20 protein-coding genes are annotated in these 21,913 nt (G+C 42.0%); 14 read left to right on the top strand and 6 right to left on the bottom strand.

The genetic code is table 11. From position 1 onward, the window contains the following. Positions 1-43: 43 nt before the first annotated feature. Positions 44-1,936: a DNA topoisomerase IV subunit B gene (gene parE, locus C2869_RS17925; protein ID WP_108604242.1), complete on the top strand. Its 1,893-nt coding sequence runs from the start codon at positions 44-46 to the stop codon at positions 1,934-1,936. A gap of 131 nt (positions 1,937-2,067) precedes the next feature. On the opposite strand, the gene C2869_RS17920 is transcribed toward parE, so the two are convergent. The 4 genes from C2869_RS17920 to smrB all read right to left on the bottom strand — a co-directional run bounded on the left by C2869_RS17920 (position 2,068) and on the right by smrB (position 4,600). Beyond that, positions 2,068-2,556, bottom strand: a complete 489-nt coding sequence (locus C2869_RS17920) for a hypothetical protein (RefSeq protein ID WP_108604241.1) — start codon at positions 2,554-2,556, stop codon at positions 2,068-2,070. A 169-nt stretch (positions 2,557-2,725) separates the two neighbouring features. After that, positions 2,726-3,286 (bottom strand): hypothetical protein, encoded by a 561-nt coding sequence (locus tag C2869_RS17915; RefSeq protein WP_108604240.1) that lies wholly within the window; start codon positions 3,284-3,286, stop codon positions 2,726-2,728. A gap of 15 nt (positions 3,287-3,301) precedes the next feature. After that, positions 3,302-3,943: a hypothetical protein gene (locus tag C2869_RS17910; RefSeq protein WP_108604239.1), complete on the bottom strand. Its 642-nt coding sequence runs from the start codon at positions 3,941-3,943 to the stop codon at positions 3,302-3,304. A gap of 117 nt (positions 3,944-4,060) precedes the next feature. Beyond that, positions 4,061-4,600, bottom strand: coding sequence for an endonuclease SmrB (gene smrB, locus C2869_RS17905; protein ID WP_108604238.1), 540 nt, complete (start codon positions 4,598-4,600; stop codon positions 4,061-4,063). Between the two features lie 97 nt (positions 4,601-4,697). On the opposite strand from smrB, the gene prmB reads away from it, so the two are divergent. From prmB to C2869_RS17880, 5 genes are all read left to right on the top strand, one after another. Continuing rightward, the gene (gene prmB, locus C2869_RS17900) at positions 4,698-5,639 is read left to right on the top strand and encodes a 50S ribosomal protein L3 N(5)-glutamine methyltransferase (RefSeq protein WP_108604237.1); all 942 of its coding nucleotides are present in this window, start codon (positions 4,698-4,700) and stop codon (positions 5,637-5,639) included. Positions 5,640-5,665: 26 nt separating this feature from the next. Next, positions 5,666-6,763 (top strand): chorismate synthase, encoded by a 1,098-nt coding sequence (gene aroC, locus C2869_RS17895; RefSeq protein ID WP_108604236.1) that lies wholly within the window; start codon positions 5,666-5,668, stop codon positions 6,761-6,763. A gap of 110 nt (positions 6,764-6,873) precedes the next feature. Next, positions 6,874-8,013: an MFS transporter gene (locus C2869_RS17890; protein ID WP_108604235.1), complete on the top strand. Its 1,140-nt coding sequence runs from the start codon at positions 6,874-6,876 to the stop codon at positions 8,011-8,013. Between the two features lie 475 nt (positions 8,014-8,488). Further along, the gene (locus C2869_RS17885; RefSeq protein ID WP_108604234.1) at positions 8,489-9,865 is read left to right on the top strand and encodes a DUF1800 domain-containing protein; all 1,377 of its coding nucleotides are present in this window, start codon (positions 8,489-8,491) and stop codon (positions 9,863-9,865) included. A gap of 24 nt (positions 9,866-9,889) precedes the next feature. Beyond that, a complete protein-coding gene (locus C2869_RS17880) occupies positions 9,890-11,047 on the top strand; it encodes a DUF1501 domain-containing protein (RefSeq protein WP_108604233.1) in 1,158 nt (385 codons plus the stop codon). Positions 11,048-11,130: 83 nt separating this feature from the next. Here C2869_RS17880 and C2869_RS17875 read toward each other — a convergent pair whose 3' ends face one another. After that, the gene (locus tag C2869_RS17875; RefSeq protein ID WP_108604232.1) at positions 11,131-12,042 is read right to left on the bottom strand and encodes a hydrogen peroxide-inducible genes activator; all 912 of its coding nucleotides are present in this window, start codon (positions 12,040-12,042) and stop codon (positions 11,131-11,133) included. Between the two features lie 284 nt (positions 12,043-12,326). Between C2869_RS17875 and C2869_RS17870 the strand changes: the two genes are divergently transcribed. The 5 genes from C2869_RS17870 to C2869_RS17850 all read left to right on the top strand — a co-directional run bounded on the left by C2869_RS17870 (position 12,327) and on the right by C2869_RS17850 (position 18,976). Beyond that, a complete protein-coding gene (locus tag C2869_RS17870; protein WP_228710699.1) occupies positions 12,327-14,570 on the top strand; it encodes a HEAT repeat domain-containing protein in 2,244 nt (747 codons plus the stop codon). A gap of 195 nt (positions 14,571-14,765) precedes the next feature. Then, a complete protein-coding gene (gene rfbB / locus C2869_RS17865; protein ID WP_108604231.1) occupies positions 14,766-15,770 on the top strand; it encodes a dTDP-glucose 4,6-dehydratase in 1,005 nt (334 codons plus the stop codon). 125 nt (positions 15,771-15,895) lie between these two features. After that, entirely contained in the window at positions 15,896-16,909 is a 1,014-nt protein-coding gene (gene galE / locus C2869_RS17860) for a UDP-glucose 4-epimerase GalE (RefSeq protein ID WP_108604230.1), read from the top strand. 154 nt (positions 16,910-17,063) lie between these two features. After that, complete coding sequence (locus C2869_RS17855; protein WP_108604229.1) at positions 17,064-17,960, top strand: SMP-30/gluconolactonase/LRE family protein; 897 nt, start codon at positions 17,064-17,066, stop codon at positions 17,958-17,960. A 35-nt stretch (positions 17,961-17,995) separates the two neighbouring features. Continuing rightward, the gene (locus C2869_RS17850) at positions 17,996-18,976 is read left to right on the top strand and encodes an aldose epimerase family protein (protein ID WP_108604228.1); all 981 of its coding nucleotides are present in this window, start codon (positions 17,996-17,998) and stop codon (positions 18,974-18,976) included. Between the two features lie 61 nt (positions 18,977-19,037). Here the strand turns inward: C2869_RS17850 and C2869_RS17845 are convergent, their stop codons facing one another. Then, positions 19,038-19,652, bottom strand: coding sequence for an acyl carrier protein phosphodiesterase (locus C2869_RS17845; RefSeq protein WP_108604227.1), 615 nt, complete (start codon positions 19,650-19,652; stop codon positions 19,038-19,040). Between the two features lie 84 nt (positions 19,653-19,736). Between C2869_RS17845 and dinB the strand changes: the two genes are divergently transcribed. From dinB to C2869_RS17830, 3 genes are all read left to right on the top strand, one after another. Next, positions 19,737-20,852 carry a DNA polymerase IV gene (dinB, locus tag C2869_RS17840; protein WP_108604226.1) on the top strand — a complete coding sequence of 372 codons (1,116 nt, stop codon included), beginning with the start codon at positions 19,737-19,739 and terminating at the stop codon, positions 20,850-20,852. A 116-nt stretch (positions 20,853-20,968) separates the two neighbouring features. Then, a complete protein-coding gene (locus C2869_RS17835; protein WP_108604225.1) occupies positions 20,969-21,373 on the top strand; it encodes a DUF4124 domain-containing protein in 405 nt (134 codons plus the stop codon). Next, the gene (locus C2869_RS17830) at positions 21,370-21,681 is read left to right on the top strand and encodes a Rieske (2Fe-2S) protein (RefSeq protein ID WP_108604224.1); all 312 of its coding nucleotides are present in this window, start codon (positions 21,370-21,372) and stop codon (positions 21,679-21,681) included. Before C2869_RS17835 ends, C2869_RS17830 begins: the two co-directional genes overlap by 4 nt. Positions 21,682-21,913 lie beyond the last annotated feature (232 nt).

Genomic DNA, 21,913 nt, shown 5'->3' with positions numbered 1-21,913 from the left:
TATTGGCTCAAAAAAACAAAATCGAAAACAAGCTAGAAAAACCATGACAGACCAAAATTATAACGCTGAAGCGATTGAAGTTCTTAACGGCCTAGAGCCGGTTAAACGCCGACCCGGAATGTATACCGATACCACTCGGCCAAATCATTTAGGGCAAGAGGTTATTGATAACTCGGTGGATGAGGCAATGGCTGGGCATGCCTCTAGCGTTAAAGTAATTTTGCATCAAGATAATTCGTTAGAAGTGATCGATGATGGTCGCGGTATGCCAACCGATATTCACCCAGAAGAGGGTATACCCGGGGTTGAACTTATTTTAACTAAGCTCCATGCCGGTGGTAAGTTTTCTAATAAAAACTATCAATTCTCTGGTGGTTTGCATGGTGTGGGTATTTCAGTTGTAAATGCCTTGTCAAAGCGGGTTGAAATTAGCGTGCGCCGTAATGCTCAAGTATTTGAAATGGCATTTGAGCATGGTGATAAAGTAGAAGACTTAACCGTTACTGGCACCTGTGGCAAGCGTAACACGGGTACGCGTGTGCATTTTTGGCCAGACGCGAGTTATTTTGATAGTGCTAAGTTTTCAGTTACGCGTTTAATTCATAACCTTAAAGCTAAAGCGGTACTGTGCCCTGGTTTAACCATTGAGTTTCATAATAAAATAGCAAACGAAACGCATAAATGGTTTTATGAAGATGGTTTAAACGATTACCTAGTTGAAGCCGTAAAAGGTTATGAGTCGTTACCAGTTGCTCCGTTTGTTGGAAAGTTGGCTAGCCAAACCGAGGGCGCAGAGTGGGCAGTAACTTGGTTACCCGAAGGTGGCGAAGTGTTAGCGGAGAGCTATGTTAACCTTATTCCCACCGCTCAAGGGGGTACGCATGTTAACGGTTTACGCCAAGGTTTACTCGACGCTGCGCGCGAGTTTTGCGAATTTCGTAATTTAATACCGCGCGGGGTTAAATTAACTCCAGACGATGTTTGGGATCGCTGCGCGTATATTTTGTCAGTTAAAATGCAAGATCCACAATTTGCCGGTCAAACTAAAGAGCGCTTATCGTCGCGCCAATGCTCAGCATTTGTGTCTGGTGTGGTGAAAGATGCATTTAGTTTATGGCTTAATGAACACACCGAAATCGCTGAACAGCTAGTGGAAATGTTTATTAGCAACGCGCAAAAACGTATGCGCGCGGCGAAAAAAGTGGTTCGTAAAAAAGTTACCCAAGGGCCTGCTTTACCGGGTAAATTAACGGATTGTACCTCGCAAGATCCCGCCCAAGGAGAGCTTTTCTTGGTGGAAGGTGACTCAGCCGGTGGTTCGGCCAAGCAGGCACGTGATCGTGAATTTCAAGCGGTAATGCCATTGCGTGGTAAAATTCTTAATACATGGGAAGTAGACTCTGGGCAAATTTTATCCTCACAAGAAATTCATGATATTTCTGTTGCGTTAGGGATTGATCCTGATTCATCTGATTTATCTCAATTGCGTTATGGCAAGGTTTGTATTCTTGCCGATGCTGACTCAGATGGATTGCACATAGCTACCTTGTTATGCGCTTTATTTATGCGCCATTTCCGCACTTTGGTCGAGCAAGGCCATGTGTTTGTTGCTATGCCGCCCTTATATCGCATTGATGTGGGTAAAGAAGTTTTTTACGCGCTTGATGAAGATGAAAAGCAAGGTATTTTAGATAGGATAGAAGCCGAGAAAAAACGCGGTAAGGTCAACGTACAGCGCTTTAAAGGCTTGGGTGAAATGAACCCGATGCAATTGCGTGAAACTACCATGGACCCTAATACTCGACGATTAGTGCAATTGACTATTGATGAAGAGTCAGCCACTAATGAACTCATGGATATGCTACTGGCTAAAAAGCGTTCAGGCGATCGCAAAGACTGGCTTGAAACTAAAGGTAATCAGGTCGAGTTGGCTTAGTTTGTAGTCAACGAGGTTGTCGATGACTAATTTTGACGACCTCTATCTAAAGTTAAAACAAGCGGGAGAGTTCAATTTTTAAGTTGTAAGGGCATTTATATTTCTGCCCTAGGGCTGCCGAATTTAGCGGGTTATATTTTACAGAAATTAAAAAAAGGCATTTGCTGAACTTTGTCCATGATAACAGGGTGTTTTTTACCATTCTTGTTTACTTCGACTAAACCTAGACCACACTTATATTCATTACCAAATTTAAGTACTTGATATTTATTGCCCTCTTTAGCTATGAATGCACCTTTTACAGTACAGTTTCCTATTCCATTGCCTGTGTCATAAGTCAGAAATCTGAGAATAATAGGTTTATTGGCTGGAATTATTATGCTGACGTTTTTATCATCTTTATTAGTAGGCTCAACAATATTGTGCAATCTAGCGCAACCATCTTCGCCTGCGATCCCAAAATGAATCTTTGTAGCCGAAGATCCTTTTATCCAGTCTAGGTTTTCTTTGCTAACAGGTAATTCTAGGTAAGCGACTTTGCCTTGAGTTGGTGGTTGATAGTGTCCAGCACATGAAACTAAAAATAATAGAGCTGTAGTTAGTAAGGTTGATTTCTTCATAGTCCTGCTATGCCTTGTTTGTCCTTTTAATATCTAGTGAATAACTGTTCATGCCGACAATATTTTCGAACGATGATATCAGGATTGATATGAATATTAAAAGGTACATCAAAAAAGGAGGTCAAATGATCTCCTTTTTATTGAAATGAATTTGTCTATTACCCGCTAACTAGTTTTTAAGCGCTTTGACAAAATCTTGGTCAACATATAAGTTGGCTAACAATTGCTTTACTAGCTTAGGGTAAGACTGTTGAGCATTAGGAATGGCAACCGCGCCTATAAATGAAGAAGGCCAAGTTATTTTAGCTTTGATATTTTTATTAAAAATCACTTTACCATGTTCTTCAATTTTGAAAGCAACTTCCATTTCACCTTCACCTTCACTAAACCCTGTCGCATCCAAATCATTTTCAACAATATTAGCCGTTATCACACGAGGAGATAGCGGGTTTAACAGCTTAGCTTTATTTAGCTCTGACGTAATCGCTTTTTGCAGATATACAGCGTAAGAATCTTCATTTGGCGATTTTAAACTCGTGCCGCGTAGCGAGATCGAGTTTTGTTTTTTCTGGATAGTAAAATCACCTGTTTTTAAATCCTTAGTTGCACTCTCTTTTAAAGAATTTACATTTTCTACTTGTGGCGCATATTGTGGGGCTAATGTTGAACAAGCCGGTAGCAATGCAACCAATGCGGTAACGGCTAAAAGGTGTTTTATAATTTTAGTCATGTTTAAAATCTCAACTTAGCTTACTACGCGTAAAGGGTAAGGTTGGAATGCATATTTAAGTTGTTTGCTTTCTACCATTTTTTTCAACGCATCTTTGATCATATTGCCAGTGACTTCGTCGAATGCTTTTTGCGGTGAATTGCCCATTACAGGGATAAACCAAATACCGATGTAAGTATTCATTGCATCGTCAGTTTGATTTGCCATTAAGCTATTTTGGCCTGCTAATACTTCGGCTTTTAAGGTGTACTCGTCTTTAGCGAAGCCTGGAATAATGCCCATGGTGAAACCCGACAGGAAACCAGTTATGGCTGCAGCGCCTTGGCTACCATGGTTATAGAAGTGTAGTTTGATGACATAGTCTGCATTAGCAGCTTCAAACGAATCATAGGTGTAGCTTTCAAATAATTGACTGTCATCTAGTATTTTTGACGTTAATTTTTGTAATTGAGGCTGCACTTGAGACATTTCAATTGCGCCTTCTTGATCGGGTTTACCGCGGAATAATTTTAAGTCGATGGCAACTTTAGGCTTTGATTTATATTGGGTTGTGTCGGGCATGCTTTCTACTTTTGCCAGTTTCTCGCTGGGGAATGAAGCACAAGCCGTCATTGCTACACATAGAAAAATGGGTAGTAAATTTTTAACAAATTTCATTTTTATGTTCCTGTAATTATTTTAGTTCCAATTGATTTCGTTGCGAAATCAGCTCGGATATTGCATTAATCAATAATGACAGTCAATTAACATAAGTTAATAAATATCGAATATTTGTTAAAAAAATGCTTCCTCTTCCCCTAGGTCCACTAAAGCCAAAATGGCACCATTACCGCCAAATTCTAATGGCGCTTGGTGAAAGGCGGCTATTTTCGGATGTTGCACTAGCCAATGTGGTATTTTGGCTTTTAATATGCCACTGCCAATTCCGTGCACAATACAAATGCAGCGGCAGTGTTCTTTTATTGCTGTGTGGATCAGCTCGGCGAGTTCTAGTTTGGCGTGATCGCGCTTCATACCGTGGAGATCTAAAATCAGATCGGGTTGGAAATCACCACGGCGAATGCGTTTGGCTAAATCATGAGCAAAGCCTTGTTGCACATACTTAATTGGCCCGTCTGATTCGATGGCCGGTTCAAACGTATCTGAGAAATAGAAACTGGCTTCGCGCACTGTGCGCTTTTCTATATCTAATGCGATTTTTTGCTTGTTCCGCTTGGCTTCAGGCTGTATCTTGTCCTGCTTAATTTGACGGGTATCGCCCATAGCTTGGCGAAATAAATCCATTTCGTCATCATTCGAAAATTTTGAGCTCATCATTCGCCTGTAAATGGCCAGTCACTAGTTGGTAATAATGGCGGCGGATTATAGCCTAAAACGATCTGATAGTTGAACTATCTGAAAGAAAAGCCTCATGTTAACTCAATCTCAAAGTCAGGAAGCGGTAACTGAACTATCGACATTTTTTGATATGTTGCGTTGGTTAGTTTCGCGTTTTAATGAAAACGAAGTGTATTTTGGTCATGGTACTGATAATGGCTGGGATGAAGGTTTTGCATTAATCTGTGCTGCGTTAAATTTACCCGTTGCTGGGGGCAAAGATTTATATCCTGCAAAATTAACTCATAGCGAACGCCAACACATAGTTGAAATGGCTGAGCAGCGCATTAATTTAAGAAAGCCGTTAGCTTACATTACTAACCAAGCTCATTTTTGCGGTTTGCCTTTTTTTGTGGATGAACGTGTATTAGTGCCACGCTCACCTATCGCTGAATTGATCGAAAATCAATTTTCACCTTGGGTTGAAGCTAACAAGGTGCAGCGTGTTTTGGATTTATGTACCGGTTCAGGTTGCATCGCGATTGCTATGGCCTATGCTTTTCCTAATGCCGAAGTCGATGCAGTGGATATTTCAATTGACGCTTTAAATGTAACGGAAGTGAATATTGAAAACCATGGCTTGCTTGAACAGGTAACACCGATCCAGTCAGATGTGTTTGATGGTTTACAAGGACAAAAGTACGACTTAATTGTTAGCAACCCTCCTTATGTTGATGAAGAAGACATGGCGGGTATGCCAGATGAATTTGGTCGTGAACCTGAGCTGGGCTTAGCCGCAGGTTATGATGGATTAGATATTGTACGTCGACTATTAGCGCAAGCCGCTGATCATTTATATGACGATGGCGTATTAATTGTTGAGGTAGGTAACTCGCAAGTACACATGCCAATTGCCTACCCAGAAGTGCCATTTACTTGGTTAAACTTTGAAAATGGCGGTGATGGGGTGTTTCTTATCACCAAGCAAGAATTAATAAAATATAAACAGGCGATTGACGCAGCTTATATTAGATAAAGTATTTTAAGTAAAGGGTTATAAACGTGTCTGGTAATACGATAGGTAAATTATTTACGGTAACAACGTTTGGTGAAAGTCATGGTTTGGCTTTGGGTTGTATTGTTGATGGCTGTCCGCCGGGAATTGAAATTAGCGAAGAAGAAATTCAAATTGAATTAGATCGCCGCAAACCTGGTACGTCACGCTACACCACACAACGTCGTGAACCGGATCAAGTTAAAATTTTATCGGGTGTGTTTGAAGGTAAAACCACGGGCACGAGCATTGGTATGATTATCGAAAATACCGATCAGCGTTCTAAAGATTATTCGAAAATTAAAGATACTTTCCGCCCAGGTCATGCAGACTATACCTACACGCATAAGTATGGGCACCGAGATTATCGCGGTGGTGGTCGCTCAAGTGCGCGCGAAACAGCGATGCGTGTCGCGGCGGGTGCCATTGCTAAAAAATACTTAAAGCAAAAGTTTGGTGTTGAAGTTCGCGGTTACTTATCGCAACTCGGGCCAATAAAAGCTGAATCAGTTGACTTTGAGCAAGTGAGCCAAAACCCATTCTTTTTCCCTGATGCTAGCAAGTTAGAAGCGCTTGACGAATATATGCGCGACTTGAAAAAAGAAGGCGATTCGATTGGCGCTAAGGTAACTGTTGAAGCTTCTGCTGTACCTGTCGGTTTAGGCGAGCCGGTATTTGATCGCTTAGATGCTGAAATCGCTTATTCATTAATGAGTATTAACGCGGTTAAAGGTGTAGAGGTTGGTGCTGGTTTTGATTGCATTAATCAAAAAGGTTCGGAGCATCGCGATGTGATGACACCAAATGGCTTTTTATCTAACAATGCCGGCGGTGTGTTAGGCGGTATTTCCACTGGGCAAGATATCGTTGCCAGTATTGCACTTAAGCCAACGTCGAGTATTACCGTACCGGGTGAGACCATTGATATTAATGGCGAAACGACGGAAGTGATTACTAAAGGTCGTCATGATCCTTGTGTGGGCATTCGTGCAGTGCCTATTGCCGAGGCAATGTTGGCTATCACCTTAATGGACCATGTTATGCGTCATCGCGCGCAAAATATTGACGTTAATGTAGCTACGCCAGATATTACTAAACAAGCGTAATTTTAGTTAACTATGTAGTGTAGGTCGGACGAATACGTCCGACAAATTAAAGCCGCTTTACCTTATACATATAAGCCGAATTTCTTTGAGATTCGGCTTTGTTATATTAGATGCTTAACTCCATTTATTTTCGCCTGTCCCACACCTACTTTTCTTACTTCGCTATTTTAGGCGTAGTTGCTCACTATTTCGGCCTGTATTTAAGTGAATTGGGCTTATCGCCACTTCAAGTGGGAACGATTTTATCAGTGATGACAATTGGGCGTATCTTTGGCCCGTTTTTATGGGCAAACCTTGCCGATAAAAAACAGAACAAACGACAAATTATAAGAATTGGTGCCAGTCTAGCCTTATTGTTTTTCATCCCTTTGCTGTTTAGTCATCAGTTTTATTTAATGCTTTGTAGCTTAACGATTTTCACCTTGTTTTGGACGGCAATTTTACCGCAGCTGGAATCGGTATGTGCCGCTTGTTACAAAGGTAACGCTAAGTTGTATAGTCGAACCCGAGTGTGGGGCAGTATTAGTTTTACCGGTTTGGTGATGGCGTCTGGTATTGCCTTTGAATGGCTAGGTGTCATCAATACTATTGAATGGGCAACATTAAGCTTGTTGGGCTTATTGGTACTGAGTAGTTGGCGATTACCGCAAGACAGACGGGTTGTGCAAGCCAAGCAAGATGTCGGTTCCATTAAGCAAACCTTATTAAAGCCACAGGTAATTATGTTTTACGTGGCGTGTTTTTTGTTGCAGCTTAGCTTTGCTGCCTATTATGGCTTTTTCTCGATTTATTTAACCGAGCTTGGTTACAGTGGTACGCAAATCGGCATATTAATCGCCTTTGGGGTACTGTGCGAAGTTTTGCTGTTTGTTAAAGCTGGGCATATTGTGCAGCTGTGGTCTTTAAAATGGATTTTTATTGGCTGCTATTTGGCTAGCGCAGTGCGTTGGCTAACTATAGGTCAATGGCCTGAACAGTTTTGGTTGCTGTTAGCTGCGCAATCGATCCACGCTTTAGGCTATGGATTACATCACATTGCCGCCCAACGGTTTATACGTAGCCAATTTCCTGCTAAACAGCAGAGTCGCGGTCAAGCCATTTACGTTGGCGCAACCTATGGTTTGGGTGGCGCAATTGGTAGCATAAGCGTTGGCGCGATGTGGGATTGGAACGCAAGTGCCACTTATGTTATTTCAGGCTTAGTCGCGCTATTGGCTTGTTTGCTTACGCTAAAATTGCAAGTGAAATAACCCATCATATTCTCTTGGCTGTGCTTGGTCAGTCTGCAATCAAAGCAAGCTATAGTCTTCTCACTCAGGTCTTATGGTTCATTGTCAGCGCTTACTCTCGACTTTGGCTCCTGCGTCGTCCTACTACCTAAATCCCTTTAGGCAACCCAATCACATAATAGAGCATATGCTCATGGGAGTTCGAAGCTTGCCTGCATGGATGCAGGTAAGGGGCGTTAGCAGGACGCGATAGCTTTGACGGCTTCCCCTAAAACCTGATCGCTTTGACTATAACAGTATCTAGTTTCTCGCGGTACTTAACGCAATTTTCGTCAATGTCAATAAATTGTAAAGAGCCAGTAAAGCATTGAAAATGCGCTAGCACTGGGTTAAATATCTATCTATGTTATATCTCAGGTAGTAACGATTTTGTGGTTTGCGACATCGCCTATAATCGTTACAGAATGATGCTAATTTAACACGATAGGGTACTGTTATGTCAGTTCAAGCTGCCATTGCGACTAACCGTTTTGCTTATGGTGCGCGTCCCGGCGATTTAAACGCCGCACAAGCGGATCCAAAACAATGGTTGATTCGTCAACTCATTAATATCCCAGCCCCACAAGGTTTAGCAACTTCTGATGACATTGCTCAACAATTTGCTGTGTATCGTGAAATGAAAAAGCGCGAAAAAGATCAAGCAAATGGCAAACAAGTCAAACTGAAAAAAAGCCAAGTGCAAAACATGATGCAAGATATGGAATATCAAAAAAACTTTGAGCGTTCGGTTTTTTTTGATTTAACCAAGGATACATTTAATCAAGCCTTGGAGTCTGATAATAGTTTAGCGTGGCGCTTGTTGGATTTCTTTTCTAATCACTTTAGTGTTAGTGCATCAGGGCGATTAATGCGCGGTTTGGCACCCACATTAGAGCGAGAGGCGATTGGCCCCAACTTAGTGGGAAAGTTTGAAGATATGCTGCTGGCGGTGGCACAGCATCCAGCGATGTTGATTTACCTGAATAATGAACAGTCATTTGGCGAAAACTCTAAATTGGGGCGTAGGCGTAAGAAAGGCTTAAACGAAAATTTAGCTCGCGAAATTTTAGAGCTACATACGCTTGGGGTCGATGGTGGTTACAGCCAAGCTGATGTTATTGAGTTGGCTAAAGCCATTACCGGTTGGAGTGTCGCCGTGCCAAATAGACAAGAAGGCACAGGCTTTAAGTTTCGCGATAATGGCCATGAACCCGGTACGCGTAGATTATTAGGTAAACGCTATGCTCAGCAAGGCGTATCGCAAGGCAAGGCGATGTTATTGGATTTGGCGCGCCATGCTAATACGGCACAATATGTATGCTTTAAATTGGCGCGGCACTTTGTGGCGGATACACCCGATCCACAGTTAGTGAGTGTAATGCAAAAAACTTGGTTACGTACTCAAGGTGATATAAAGCAAGTCATGATCACTCTGATCAACCATGACGCCGCTTGGTTAGAACAAGCGCAAAAGTTTAAAACACCTCGCGAATTTGTTATTTCAGGGTTACGCGCATTGAATGCCAGAGATCTAAAAGATAAGCATATTGTTTATATGTTGGATCAGCTTGGGCAAAGACCATTTAACGCCGGCTCCCCAGCAGGTTACAGCGATCAACAAGCTGATTGGGATGGCGCCAGTGCATTAATGGCGCGTATTGATTGGGCATCTATGCAAGCATCACAGCGACGTAAACAAAACGCCAAGCAGCTTGTAAAAAACAGTTTGGGCGAGTGGGCAAGCGAGTCAACGTCGACTTGGATCAGTCGAGCTGAAAGTCATCAGCAAGGTATCGCTATGTTGTTAATGAGTCCTGAGTTTCAGCGACGCTAACTGAGCCTAAGTAAGGTGAACACAATGAATGTATTACAAGAAAATTTAGCCCGCCGCCAGTTTTTAAAAATGGCCAGTGCCAGTCTTACCGTATTTGGTGCGCCTTTAGTCAATGTCGCCAATGCAGCTCAGGCACCGGCTCGCAAAAAGTTAGTTTGGGTGATTTTACGTGGCGGCTTTGATTCATTACACACGATAGTGCCGACATTTGACGAGCATTTGGTACAACATAGACCTAAGCTATACAAAGCGGTTAAAGATAAACTTTTACCCTTAGATAGTGGTTATGGGTTACATCCGGCGTTAGGACACTTTCATCAGCTATATCAGGCTAAGCAACTAGCGCCCATAGTTGCGGTGGGATCAGGCTATGGTGCGCGCTCTCATTTTGATGGTCAAGATTATTTAGAAAGCGGTAATCAACAAATTGATCACGATACAGGGTGGTTAGGCCGTGCGGTTAACGAAAAGCAAAAGCAGGCTGTGGCGATTGCTCGCTCATTGCCCATTAGTATGCGCAGCAGTGCGGCAAATACTTGGTATCCGTCAGCATTAAAAGACGCCAAAGAAGACATTTACCAAATGCTTTTTAAATTGTATCAACACGACGATTTACTTAAGTCGCGATTAAGCGAAGGGTTAGCCGTGGAGTCTAAAGTAGGTGGCATGATGCAGCAAAAGAAGAAAGGAAACTTTGTCGCTTTAGCTAAATCTTGTGCGTCATTATTGCAAGGTGCTGAAGGTGTGGACTGTGCCATGTTAGAAATGGGCGGTTGGGATACACATAACAATGAAGTTGCACGATTAAATCGTCAATTAGGTGAACTCGACAAAGGCATTGCCAGTTTACAACAAGGTTTGGGCGATGAATGGCAAAATACAGTGGTCGTGATAGCTACCGAATTTGGCCGTACTGTTCGAGAAAATGGCACGGGTGGAACCGATCACGGTACTGGTGGTGCTATGTTTTTGGCGGGTGGTGCAGTGAAAGGAGGCAAGGTGTTGGGGCAATGGCCCGGTTTGGCCGAGCAAAACTTGTTGCAAAACCGTGATCTTAAACCAACTTCAAATTCATTAACTTGGGTGGCGACGGCATTACATCAACATTGGGATTTAGAAATATCGCAGTTAAATAATATTTTTAATCACTTGCGCCCTTATCAAACGCAGGTTATTATTTAAAAACCACTTAATTAAGTGGTTTTTAGTTTCACTTTTTTGTTGTCTCTATCATCTCCCGGTCAAGGATGACTGGTTTTTTTCTTTTAGTCTTTAGCAAACAAAAACTTAATACATTCGCCTAATTGCATAAAGGTTTTCAAGCGTGCTGTTGTTGGTCGCCACACTAGGCCAATTTCTCGATAAGCTTGATTGCCAGCGAGTGAGCGACTTTCTAACTCAGTTCCATTTAGTATCCCATTATCGATAGCCATTTTCGGAAAATAGCTGGCTCCGGCTTTCTGTCTCATCATTTGTACTAAGGTGTGTAAACTAGTAGCACTAAAAGGGTGAATTTTATTGCCGCCTTTTAATTGGCAAGCAGACACTGCGTGATCAGATAAACAATGCTCTTTTTCTAGTAAGAAAATACTGTGATCAGGTACATCTTTTCCTATTCCTGAAGCCGGAAATGGGTCGATAACTTCAGGGTGACCGACAAGCATAAAGTTATCATGGAACAAGGTTTTAACCATGAGATCGCCTGTGTCTACGGGTAAGGCTAATACTAATAGATCAATGCGATTTTGCTGGAGTAATTTTAGTAAGTTTTCCGTGGTATCTTCCCGCAGCATTAATGTAAGTTTTGGGAATTGCACTGCACAGCTTTCAATAAGTCTTGGTAACAAGTAAGGCGCAATGGTAGGAATACAGCCTATCGAGATTTCCCCTTGCATATCACCGCTTTGATCTGCGGTAAAGGCGAGTAAATCATCGACTTGAGCCAATATTTGCTTGGTGCGTAACACCACTTGCTCTCCAGTCGGTGTAAAGTGAAAACGTTTATGATCGCGCTCAATGACTTGACAATTAAGTTGCTCTTCTAAATTTTGAATGGCGGTACTCAGGGTAGATTGGCTAACAAAGCACTGTTTGGCGGCACGATTAAAGTTTTGCTCTTGGTGCAGTGCTAGTAAATATTGTAGGGCTTTTAAACTAGGGCGATGTCTATTGCTCATTCGATTAGTTTTTTATTTCTAATTAGTATTTTAGATTAGCGGACATTAAATTAATGTCAATTTAGCTTGTTAGCTTAAAGTGGTGTTAGCATTCGCTGTAAGCTCGTCAATTAATGGCGCCAATTAAAGCTCGGCAAAAAAATGTAAATTGCCTGACATTCCCTTTTGTGCACTGTTAAACTAACGCCTTTACAAATTTTTGACATCCATGTCCTGTCTTCTAGTGGCCTTAATAAAAAGGTTTACTAGCGGCTAGGCGTGGTTACGTTTGTCTCGGAGCTAAATTGAAAGCACTCGCCTTAAGCCATCCTAAGCTTGTGGATCTCTTGTTTATCTTATTGATATTTTGTGTTGGCGTTGTTGCGTTGCCTGCCCATGCGCAGTTAAAGTCACAGCCAATAAGTAATCAAACCTGTATCAATTGCCATGCTAGTCAGCATAAAAACTGGCAAGTGTCAGATCATGCCAAAGCGATGGCGGTTGCCAGTAAAGAGTCGGTACTGGCTAACTTTAATAACCAGCAAGCTAAGCATTTTACCCAAACGGCTAAGTTTTATCGTAAAAATGATAAGTATTATGCTGAATTAACCCACCAAGATAAAACCACGACTTATCATATTGAATACACTTTTGGCCATTATCCACTACAGCAATTTTTAGTTAAAGGCGAAAAAGGTCGTTATCAAGTTTTGCCTTTTAGCTGGGATTCGCGCAGTAAAAAAGACGGTGGTCAGCGGTGGTTCGCTATGTATAGCGAAGAAGATATAATGCCAGCAGATCGCCTTCACTGGCAGCAGCCATTGCAGAGTTGGAATGGCATGTGTGCTGATTGTCACTCTGATGGCTTAACTCGTAACTATAACCCAACTGACAACAGTTTTAGCTCTGAGTGGGATAATATTAATGTGGGTTGTTTGTCTTGCCATGCTGATCAAAGACAACATGCGCAAGCCTATCAACAAGGCAAAAAGCAAACGACTCACTCGCTAGTCGATAATAGTTTGCGTTATATCACAGGAGCTTGGTTACGTAATCAAGGTGAGAAGGTAGCCAAGTGGCGTAATCAAGACGGTTCACCTGCCAAACCACGTAATAATCAGTTTATGGATGCTTGCTTTGCTTGCCATTCATTACGCTCGCCAGTCACGGATGGGATTGATGCTAATCAACCTTTTTTCGATCAGTTTAGTCCGCAATTTTTAGTTCCCCCGCTTTACCATGCTGATGGGCAAATAAAGGATGAGGTATATGTTTATGGCTCCTTTATGCAAAGTAAAATGCACCAAGCAGGGGTAAATTGTTTAGATTGTCACGATCCACACACTATGAAGGTTAAAACGTTAGATAACGGTTTGTGCCTGCAGTGTCATAGCCCAGACGAATACAATGTTCAAGAGCATCATAAACACCCTGTTGCTAGTGCTGGCGCGCAATGCGTTAATTGCCACATGCCGGAAAATACCTATATGGGGGTCGATGATAGACGAGATCATAGCTTTAAAATTCCGCGCCCCGATTTATCGCAGCAATTCGATACGCCTAACGCATGTGTGCAGTGCCATCAAGCGTCGGATAAATCGAAAGACAATGCTTGGGCAGCCAAAACGTTAAAACAGTGGCACGGACCCGCAAAATCATTATCCAGTAGTAAGCGAGATTTTATGCGTTTACACATTGGACAAATGGTGAGTATTGATAGTCATATGCGTATTATCGCCGATACTGAGTTGGATGATATGACCCGCGCGACAGCCTTATTTATGTTAAGTTATCGGCAAGAGCCTTTACCTTTAGCTAAGTTGGCTAGTTATGTAACTGATAAATCAGATTTAATTCGTTTGGCACTCGCAAGAGCTTTAAACAACCAACCAGCAGAGCAAAAAGTTTCGTTATTGAAACCTTTGTTATCTGATAAGCGTCGCTCAGTGCGCACCGCTGCTGCCCAAGCTTTAGTGGATGGACCAACCTCGGTTGTGGATAGCGCAGTCTTTAAACAAGCATTTGAAGAACTGGCAACTGAGCATGATATTAATAGTTGGCGTGGTGAAGGTCGACTGAATCAAGGTAATTTGGCATTACGCCAAGGTAACATGAGTCAGGCGATAGAAGCCTATCAACAAGCCATTGTTGTCGAGCCTTATTTTGATTTGGGATACATTAATTTAGCTGACTTGTATCGAGGACAAAACCAAGCGAAATTAGTGGCACAAACTTTAGAGCAAGGCATTAAAGCGGTACCGTTATCAGCCACGTTAAAATATTCATATGGATTGCATTTAATTCGCCAAAAACAGGCGCATCAATCGGTTAATTATTTTAAACAAGCATTCGAGATAGACAGCGCTAATCCACAATATTTGTATGCCCTAACTTTGGCTATGGACAATATTGGCCACAGTCAAAAAGCTTTGGATATGTTAGTTAAGCGCTATGCTGATTTTCGTGGCAATGGTCAAATTCAGCAAATGGGTATGTACTTAGCGCAAAAATTAAATAATCGCCAAGCTTATCAGGTGTTTATGCTTTAATTTATAGTCAAAGCGATCAGGTTTTAGGGGAAGCCGTCAAAGCTACCGCGTCCTGCTCACGCCCCTTACCTGCATCCATGCAGGCAAGCTTCGAGACCCCATGAGCATATGCTCTACTATGTGATTGGGGCGAGTAAGCGCAGACAATAAACCATAAGGCCTGAGCGAGAAGACTATATTGATGTTATTGAGACGATGCAAAAGACAGTATTAATAACCGGAGGCGCAGGTTTTATTGGATCTGCGCTGGTTCGCTATTATCTTAATAGCACAGCACATAGCGTTGTTAATGTAGATAAGCTGACTTACGCCGCTAATAGCGAAAATTTACCACGAGAGCCAGACCTCAGCCGCTATCACTTTTACCAGCAGGATATAAGCGATAGCGTAGCCATGTTGTCAATTATTAAGCAACATCGCCCAGATGTTGTCTTTAATTTAGCGGCAGAAAGCCATGTTGATCGCTCCATAGCCAACTACAAAGCTTTTGTTGAGTCGAATGTTTTGGGTACCCTTAATTTACTGGATGTTTGCCAACAATACTTGCAGACTAGCAACCCGCTCGACTTTAAATTTATACAAGTATCAACTGATGAAGTTTATGGCGACATTTTACAGGGTGAGTTTGCTGAAAGTGATGCGTTTAATCCCAGTTCGCCCTATTCCGCGTCAAAAGCCGCGGCCGATCACTTTATTAATGCTTGGGTTCGCACGTATGATTTTCCGGCTATTGTCACCCATTGCAGTAACAACTTTGGTGCAGGGCAACATGCTGAAAAGCTGATCCCTAAAATTATCAACCGAGCATTGCAAGGTGAACCTATCCCTATTTATGGTGATGGCCAACAAGTTAGGGATTGGTTGTATGTTGATGACCATGTATTAGCCTTGAATTTAGTATGGAAGCGCGGCGTAATCGGCAGTCGATATAACATTGGCGGTAGTAATGAGCTGAGTAATATAGACCTCACTCATAAAATTTGTCATATTTTGGATGAGCGATGTGCCAAACTAGGCATTGAAAGACAGGTTAAACACTTTGCTGATTTAGTGACTTTTGTCAGCGATCGCCCAGGCCACGATATTCGGTACGCTGTTAACTGTAATAAAATTAAAAACGAATTAGGCTGGCGGCCGTTCTTTAGTTTTGATTCAGCCTTAGCCAGTACGGTCGGATGGTATGTAAGCAAGATTAAATGATGGATTGTTATGCGAATAACATATTGCTGAATAGTTAATTGGCTTGATGTACAATCACGTATTATTTGCGTAACATTGATAGCGTATAACATAAAAATTAGTTAACACTTAAACAGGAACCAACCATGAAAATTTTAGTGACAGGTGGGGCAGGTTATATTGGATCACATACCTGTGTTGAACTGCTTGAAGCCGGCCATGAAGTCGTAGTTGTTGATAACCTTTGCAACTCTAGCGAAGAGTCATTAAAGCGCGTAGAAAAAATCTGTGGTAAAGGCGTAACTTTTGTTAACGCAGATATTCGTGATGAAGCTGCGCTTGATAAGGCATTTACTGAACATAAAGTCGATGCAGTTATTCATTTTGCAGGTTTAAAAGCGGTTGGTGAATCCACGCAGATCCCATTGGCTTATTACGATAACAACGTAAATGGTTCTCGCGTATTAATGCAAGTGATGGAAAAGCATGATGTTAACACGTTAGTATTTAGCTCTTCAGCAACTGTTTATGGTGATCCTGCTTCGGTTCCTATTACTGAAGACTTCCCGTTAAGTACCACTAACCCTTATGGCCAAACTAAATTGGTTGTTGAGCAAATGTGTCGTGAAGTGACCGCTGCCAACGACAAACTAACTGTGGTTTTATTACGTTACTTTAACCCAGTTGGTGCGCATAAATCTGGCACCATAGGTGAAGACCCTAAAGGTATTCCAAATAACTTAATGCCATTTATCACTCAGGTTGCTGTTGGTAAGCGTGAATTCTTATCGGTATTTGGTGATGACTATGATACGCCAGACGGCACCGGTGTACGCGATTACATTCACGTGGTTGATTTAGCGCAAGGCCACTTAAAAGCGATTGAAGCCTTGCATGGTAACGCTGGTTGTCATGCGGTTAACTTAGGTACAGGCCAGGGTTACTCAGTGTTAGAAATGGTTAAAGCCTTTTCTGCAGCATGTGGTCAAGACTTACCCTATAAGATTGTTGATCGTCGCCCTGGTGATATTGGTCAATGTTATGCTGATCCAGCATTCGCAGAAAAAACCATTGGTTGGAAAGCGCAATTAACTCTGCAAGATATGGTTGAAGACTCTTGGCGTTGGCAATCGAACAACCCTGAAGGTTACGGCGTTTAGTCTAAGTACAGCCTTTGATAAAAAGTGGCGTCTTAATCGACGCCATTTTTGTTTGTAATACTTTGTATTAATTTTACTTTATCTCGCAGTAGACTTTCTTTACACCAAGTGAGCTTTTATGCTTGGTTTCACAACAAATAAAAATAGCTGAATTATGTCTAACTTACTTGATGCAAAATTGATCGACACTGTGCCTGTTGCCAATATCTTAGGTGAAGGTGTGCTATGGGACGAAATTAATCAATCGGTTTGGTGGCTGGATATTGAAGGCTGCCAAATTTTTCAGTATCACCTTGCTACAAAACAATTGGAAACCTATTCAACTCCGGAGCGTGTGGGGTGTTTTGGTTTTATCGAAAATAGCGACAAGTTGATCGTCGCATTTGAATCTGGCATTGGTTACTTTTCACCAGAAAGTGGCGAGATCGATTGGCTAGCTAAACCAGAGCAAGCTCAAGGTAGCCGTTTTAACGATGGGCGGTTAGATAGGTTAGGGCGTTTTTGGCCCGGCACCATGATGGAAGCCGAACAAGATGCCGAGCCACTTGCCAAACTATATCAAGTTAATGCTAATGGTGAGGTGATAGAGCGCTTGGATGGTATTCGCGTTTGTAATGGTTTGTGTTGGTCACCTGATGGCTTAGTTATGTATCACGCAGATTCGCCGACCCGCACAATATGGCGCTACGACTCAAATCCTGAAACGGGTGAGCTAAGTAATAAACAAGTTTTTGTGCAAACACCGGAGAATATTTTTCCTGACGGTTCAACGGTCGATAAGCATGGCAATATGTGGAATGCGCAATGGGATGGTGCCCGTGTTACTTGTTATTCACCAAATGGTCAACAACTTGGCAAAATAGACGTACCAGCGGGTCGTTCTAGTTGTGTCGCTTTTGGTGGCGAAAACTTGGATTTAATGTTTGTGACCAGTGCCAAAATAGGCCTAACAGAACAGCAATTGCAAGAGCAACCGCACGCGGGGCACTTATTTATTTATCAATTAGATCAGAGTATTGGTTTAGTTGAACCAAGATTTAAACCCGAATAATTTATTCATTAATCAATATGAAATAAGGAAGAACAATGAGCGAACTTAAACAAATTACGCTTAAAAACAATCAAGGTATGCAAGTTGAGTTACTCAATGTTGGCGCACGAGTGCGTTCAATAAAATTTCCTGTTAATGGTCAGCCAACTGAAATGACAGTGGCTTATCAAAATGTTGAAAACTACCAAGACGACGTTTTCTATTTAGGTGCTACCTGTGGTCGTGTATGTAACCGCATTGCCAATGGTAAATTTGAGTTGAATGGCCAGTCTTATGACTTACCTATTAATAATGGCCCTAATTGTTTACATGGCGGTGAGTTAAATTTCTCGTACCGTTTTTGGCAAATAGAGCAAGCTAGCTTAACGGACACTTTCGTTAAATTCGATTTGGTATCTGAAGAGGGTGATCAGGGCTTTCCTGGCCAAGTTACTTCGTCTGTTATTTACCAATTGACTGAGCAAAACGAACTTAAGATCAACTACCTTGCAACAACAACAGCTCCGACACCGATCAATATGACTAACCACTGTTACTTTGATTTGGGCGAGGGCTCTTGTCGTGAATTGAGTTTGCAAATGGCCGCGTCTAGCTATTTACCGTTAGATGAGCACTGCATTCCAACCGGTGAAACACGAGCTGTCGAGCAAGGCGAGTTTAGCTTTCGTCAACCAGCTGTGATTGGCGAGCGAATTGACAATGCCAAGGACGAGCAATTAGTCGCGGCAGGTGGTTATGACCATTGTTTAATTTTAGACAATAGCCCAATGAGTGAAGCCAAAGCCACATTAACGTCGCACAAAAACAACATCAAGCTAGAATTGTTTACCGATCAACCTAGTGTGCAACTCTATTCGGGGCGATACCTTGGTGGTGAATTGACAGGCTTTCAAGGCGTATGCTTAGAAGCGCAAAATTACCCAGACGCGATCAACCAAGCTCATTTTCCTAACTCTGTTTTACAGGTTGGAGAGGAGTATTATCGCAATATCGTATTTAAGTTTTCCGCTTTGTAAGCTAACGACTACTGATCAATACCACTCGATTTAACTACTGAGTGGTATTTAGCTTTATGAGCTACTCTTCTGCGTTAAATGTTTTACCTAACCTTGTGACGTGTAACAGCAATTCTGGGTAAAAATGATGAAACGCTTGTTCAAATGCCTCGCGATGTGTTGCAAATAATGGCCAACACAAACTCAAATCAACAGGCCGCTTTAACCTTTGTCCGGTCCGTTTAAGGGCTTGTTGGCAGCTAGATGCTCGTGCGTAACTTGTTAACCAATCCATTTCTATCATTTTTTGACTACTCACATTAAAGCGCTCTGGCAATCTAATGTTGGCGTGCGTGAGTAATTGCTTTTCTTTTTCTAATTGTTGATAGGTTCGGCTGGCAAATTCGGCCAAGGTTAGTGAATGATATTGGGTAAAATGCTTTGCCAGAATGTGATCAAATAGTATGTCGATAACGATACCAGCAAAGCGGCGGTATTGTGCAAACAAAGGTTTTAATGCCAGTACGCTATAATGGCAATCGGTAAAGGAGTCAACCGATTGATGCAGTGCGATACCTTGGTGTAATGCTTGATTAAAGTTGTCTTTGTTTGCACCCTTCATAAAATCACCCAGTAGATTTCCGACAATTGATGTCTGGCTATAGTCGGCAATATGGATATGGGCAAGATAATTCATACAGTGTTTATACAGTATTTTTGTGGACGCGAAATTTAACTCGTGTAAAATTTAACACAGTTACGACTTTTCCACCTTAGCATTATGAAGAGCGAATCAGGGGAATATAACTCAACTTCAGCGGAATTAAAGCATAGTCCCAAAAAGATAATTCATGTAGACATGGATTGTTTTTACGCGGCTGTTGAAATGCGCGAAAACCCAGCATATCGTCATGTTCCTCTTGCTGTCGGAGGCGCTAAAGAAAGGCGCGGCGTATTATCCACCTGTAATTATCTAGCGCGTAAATACGGTGTACGTTCAGCCATGCCGACAGCTCAAGCTTATAAACTTTGTCCTGATTTGGTTGTTGTACCTGGTAATATGGCCTTGTATAAGCAGATCTCGCAGCAGATCCGGCAGATATTTAGTCAATACACCCAGCTAATCGAACCCTTGTCTTTAGACGAAGCGTATTTAGATGTTACCCATTGTCAGCTCCATCATGGCTCAGCAACTTTAATCGCAGAAGCGATCCGCAGCGAAATTTTTGAAACAACGGGATTAACGGCATCTGCGGGTGTCGCGCCCAATAAATTTATTGCCAAAATCGCCAGCGATGAGAATAAACCCAATGGTATTTGTGTTGTGACTCCTGATCAGGTTGCAGAGTTTGTGGCTGAGCTACCGCTTAGAAAAATTCCTGGTGTTGGCAAGGTCACAGCAGAAAAACTCGCTGCTATCGGGTTAAATACCACAGCAGATGTTCGTGCTTACCCGCGCGATTTGTTGTTTCAACAATATGGTAAGTTTGCTCAAAGCCTGATTGATAAAAGCCATGGTATCGACAATCGTAATCTGAGTTTGGAGCGTAACCGCAAATCAGTCGGGGTCGAGTTTACGTTAAGCCACGATATTCATACATTTGATGATGCTTTAGCGGTAATGAAAAAGTTATTACCTGAACTGAAAACGCGTGTAGCGAGAAATGCCAAGCGTGATGTAACGTCTGCCATTGCCAAGCAAGTGGTTAAGCTTAAGTTTTCTGATTTTAAATCGACAACCATTGAAAAATCATCACAACAGATTGATGACAGTTTGTTCGTGTCTCTTTTGCAAGGTGCGTTGTTAAGGCAAAACCAGCGTGGTATTCGTTTAGTTGGGCTGAGTGTTGGTTTGACAGAAAAAAAGCCACAAGTACAGCTTAAATTCGAATTTTAGAAAAAAAGCGATGTGGGTTCTATTGCTGTTAAATAATGTTTAAAACAGACGCGCTGATAAGGCAGCTTAAAAATTAACCGCTATATTTAAATAATGATTTCGTTTTGTGCCAAGCCATGTTTAATTTACGCGGATTATCTTTGTTTTGTCTAATGTTTATTGCTAGCCATGCAATTGCACAAAATAAAGTGACAATTTACAAATGGGTAGATGAAAAAGGCCAGGTTCATTTTTCGCAACAGCCATCTCAACCTGATGCCAAGGCGATTGATATTCGTTTACCTCCTAATGCCAAAAAGGAACGTGAAGTAGCAGCTAAGCAAGCGCCACAAGAACAGCCAACCAAACAAAGAGTCAGTGATGAAGACTGCAGTTTTCTCATTGATATGTATGAAGGGGCAAAGCGCAATTATGTTTTGGCGACTACAGAGTCACGTAAAAAAGACGCGCTAAAGTATGTTAAGCGCTACGAGGCGGGCATTGCGCAGTTCGGTTGTCAGAAACGGGAAACAAGCCAATGAATTTTCCGATTGCAGTGACAAATGTTAAGTTAAATCAGTTGGATGATTCTTGGTCTGGCATGGCGCAACTATCGGGGCAAGATCAAGCTTATAAAGTATTAATATTTAAACGAGATGAGTCTTACCGTTTAATTTCTGCTTATTGTCCGCATCAAGGGCTCGATCTGACTAATGTGCCGATAGAAAATGATGGAAACTTGGTTTGTCCGTTCCATGGCTGGCGTATAGGTGTGTTTTGCCAGAACGCCATGAGTTATGTTGTCGAAAGGCAAGGCGAAAACTTTGTGGTTGTTTCGGAAGAGACTTGAGATCGGGTTGTTTTTATTATTTGCGTGCAAATTTTAGGAAACCGACTATTAGCGCTTCACATTCAAATCTAATCTTGCTTTAATCCGTTATCGCTAAAAGAGGCTTTGTATAGTCAAAGCGATCAGGTTTTAGGGGAAGCCGTCAAAGCTACCGCATCCTTGCTCTCGCTCCTTACCTACATCCATGTAGGCAAGCTTCGAGACCCCATGAGCATATGCTCTACTATGTGAT

Source organism: Saccharobesus litoralis (genome assembly GCF_003063625.1).
Lineage (GTDB): Bacteria > Pseudomonadota > Gammaproteobacteria > Enterobacterales > Alteromonadaceae > Saccharobesus > Saccharobesus litoralis.
The sequence above is the reverse complement of the archived record's forward strand: the minus strand, read 5'-3'. Positions and strand labels throughout refer to the sequence as shown.